Below are 2,463 nucleotides of genomic sequence, written 5' to 3'. Positions count from 1 at the left end.
GTATGCAATTATGCATAGTATACATACAAAAAGGATAACTTCACTTTCGTGAAGTTATCCTTAAAAAATTTCCTTACTTTTTCAAATGATATGGTACTGTCGTAATAACAACATTTCTTTTATAGAGTAAATACGCACGAATGAGTAAACTAGACTGATTATGAAGAATGTTATGCCAACCTTTTTTCGGAATAAACTGTGGTATAACGACCGTAACTCGGTAATTTGATTCACTCGCTTTATATTGCACTGTATCAATAAACTTTGTTAGCGGCTGAATAATACTTCTATAATGAGAATGTAATGTAACAAGCCTTACTTCAGGTTGCCACTTCTCCCATTTCTCTTCAAATTTCTTTTCCTCTTCTCTGTCAAAAGCAACATATACAGCGATAACTTGATCTGCTGAAAGAGCTTTAGCATAGTTCAGTGAATTTTCTACTACATGAGTCATACCAGCTACAGGAACGACAATTACATTCCCCTCAATCGGAACAATCCGTTCACAAGTTTTTAAACTTAATTGATCGCCCACTGCATCATAATGCTTCTTAATTCGATGGAACAAGAAGATAATGAAAGGTAAGAAAATAAGGATTGACCAAACTTGTGCGAACTTAGTTAAAAAGAACATACTCATTACGATAAAACTAATAACTGCACCAATTAAATTAATCGTTAAACGTAAAATCCATCCTTCAGGCTTTTCACGAAGCCATTTTAGTACCATTCCAGTTTGAGAAAGTGTAAACGGAATAAATACCCCTACTGCATATAGCGGAATCAAGTGTTCTGTTTTCCCCTGAAAAGCTACAATTAAAATAATCGAAGAAATCCCAAGTATAATAATACCGTTTGAATAACCTAGGCGGTCTCCTCTAATTGTAAACATTCTCGGTATAAACTTATCTTTTGCAAGATTAACTGCTAATAACGGAAATGCAGAATAACCTGTGTTAGCAGCAAGAATTAATATTAAAGCTGTTGTACCTTGTATGAAATAGTACATGAAATTACGCCCAAATGTTTGTTCAGCTATTTGAGATACGACTGTTACTTCCTTACTCGGTGTAACTCCGTAATAATAAGCTAAAAAGACAATTCCTGTGAATAAAACCGCAAGTAATGCACCCATTGCAAGCAATGTTTTTGCTGCATTATTAGGTGCAGGATCCTTAAAGTTTGGAATTGCATTAGAAATTGCTTCAACACCTGTTAATGCAGAACTACCTGATGCGAATGCTCTTAACAGTAGAAATAAACTAATTCCCGCGACTGGTGTTCCAATTGGCGAATGCAGCGTGGGTGAAACTTGACCAGTTAAAATATTGTATACCCCTACACCAATTAATATAAATAAAGCTAGAACAAATAAATAAACCGGATATGCTAAAACGGAAGCTGATTCCGTTACGCCCCTTAAATTTAAGATAGTAATCAATATGACAAATATAATCGCAATGATTACATTATGTGCATGTAAGCTAGGAAAAGCAGATGTGAGCGCATCTGTACCTGCAGATACACTTACTGCAACAGTTAAAATATAATCGACTAATAAAGATCCACCAGCTATTAAGCCTGGATTCATCCCTAAGTTTTCTTTTGATACAACATATGCGCCCCCACCATGAGGGTAAGCAAAAATAATTTGACGATAAGATAAAATAAGAGCTGTCAATAATACTAATACCCCAACAGCTATCGGAATGGAATACCAATAAGCTATTGCTCCAAGTCCTGCTAAAGCAATTAATATTTGTTCTGGACCATATGCAACCGATGACAATGCGTCAGAAGACAAAATTGCTAGCGCCTTCGTTTTATTGAGCTTTTGCTCCCCTAACTCAGTTGATTTTAACGGTCTTCCAATTAAAAATCTTTTAATAGATGAAACCACTGCTGTCCACTCTCCAATAATTTTGTACGAACTTTTCTGCTTGTTTCAGCCCATAAACTTTTTTAGAAAACAAAAAATGTCTACAAGCCGTCAAGAAATAGACTTGTAGACATTATATTTTTTGTCGCACAAGCTCCACCTTCCTTCTCAATATAACGCTTACGAGGTTAGCTGTCGGATTCGGGCCTTTGAGTAGCCCTACCTTTTTCAAGGATTCACCCCATTGAATTATGCACTAATTCATTAAAACGGGTCCCCCGCACCATGCGGTTTAAGCGATTTAGAAAATTGAAACTGTGGATTATAATACTCCTTTATTTTCAAAATGTAAACAAAAATTTTTAAAAATAAAAAATTTTAAATGATTGCGCATAATCCGCCGATAAATATACATAATGAATACTAAAAAAACCTTAAAGGAGACCCGTATGTCTAAAAAGAAGAAACCGCTTTTTTCTGACTCATATTTAGATGCAGTAGCAAATGAAATTAATCAGTTATATGGTAAACGCGAACAGGAAATAAATTTGACAGAAAGAATTAAAAGAAACAAATAATTTGTC

Annotated in this window: 2 protein-coding genes and 1 riboswitch; of the genes, one reads left to right on the top strand and one right to left on the bottom strand. The window is 34.8% G+C overall.

Annotation, left to right across the window (positions count from 1 at the left end; all coding sequences use genetic code 11):
* Positions 1–73: 73 nt before the first annotated feature.
* Positions 74–1,900, bottom strand: a complete 1,827-nt coding sequence (gene kimA / locus AB3X48_RS21085) for a potassium transporter KimA (protein ID WP_002158334.1) — start codon at positions 1,898–1,900, stop codon at positions 74–76.
* A 141-nt stretch (positions 1,901–2,041) separates the two neighbouring features.
* A riboswitch (cyclic di-AMP (ydaO/yuaA leader) is annotated at positions 2,042–2,188 on the bottom strand.
* Positions 2,189–2,328: 140 nt separating this feature from the next.
* Here kimA and AB3X48_RS21080 point away from each other — a divergent pair.
* Complete coding sequence (locus AB3X48_RS21080; RefSeq protein ID WP_000038255.1) at positions 2,329–2,457, top strand: hypothetical protein; 129 nt, start codon at positions 2,329–2,331, stop codon at positions 2,455–2,457.
* Positions 2,458–2,463 lie beyond the last annotated feature (6 nt).

The sequence above is a fragment of the Bacillus sp. S4 genome, from assembly GCF_040838205.1.
GTDB classification, from domain to species: Bacteria; Bacillota; Bacilli; order Bacillales; family Bacillaceae_G; genus Bacillus_A; species Bacillus_A cereus_U.
The sequence above is the reverse complement of the archived record's forward strand: the minus strand, read 5'-3'. Positions and strand labels throughout refer to the sequence as shown.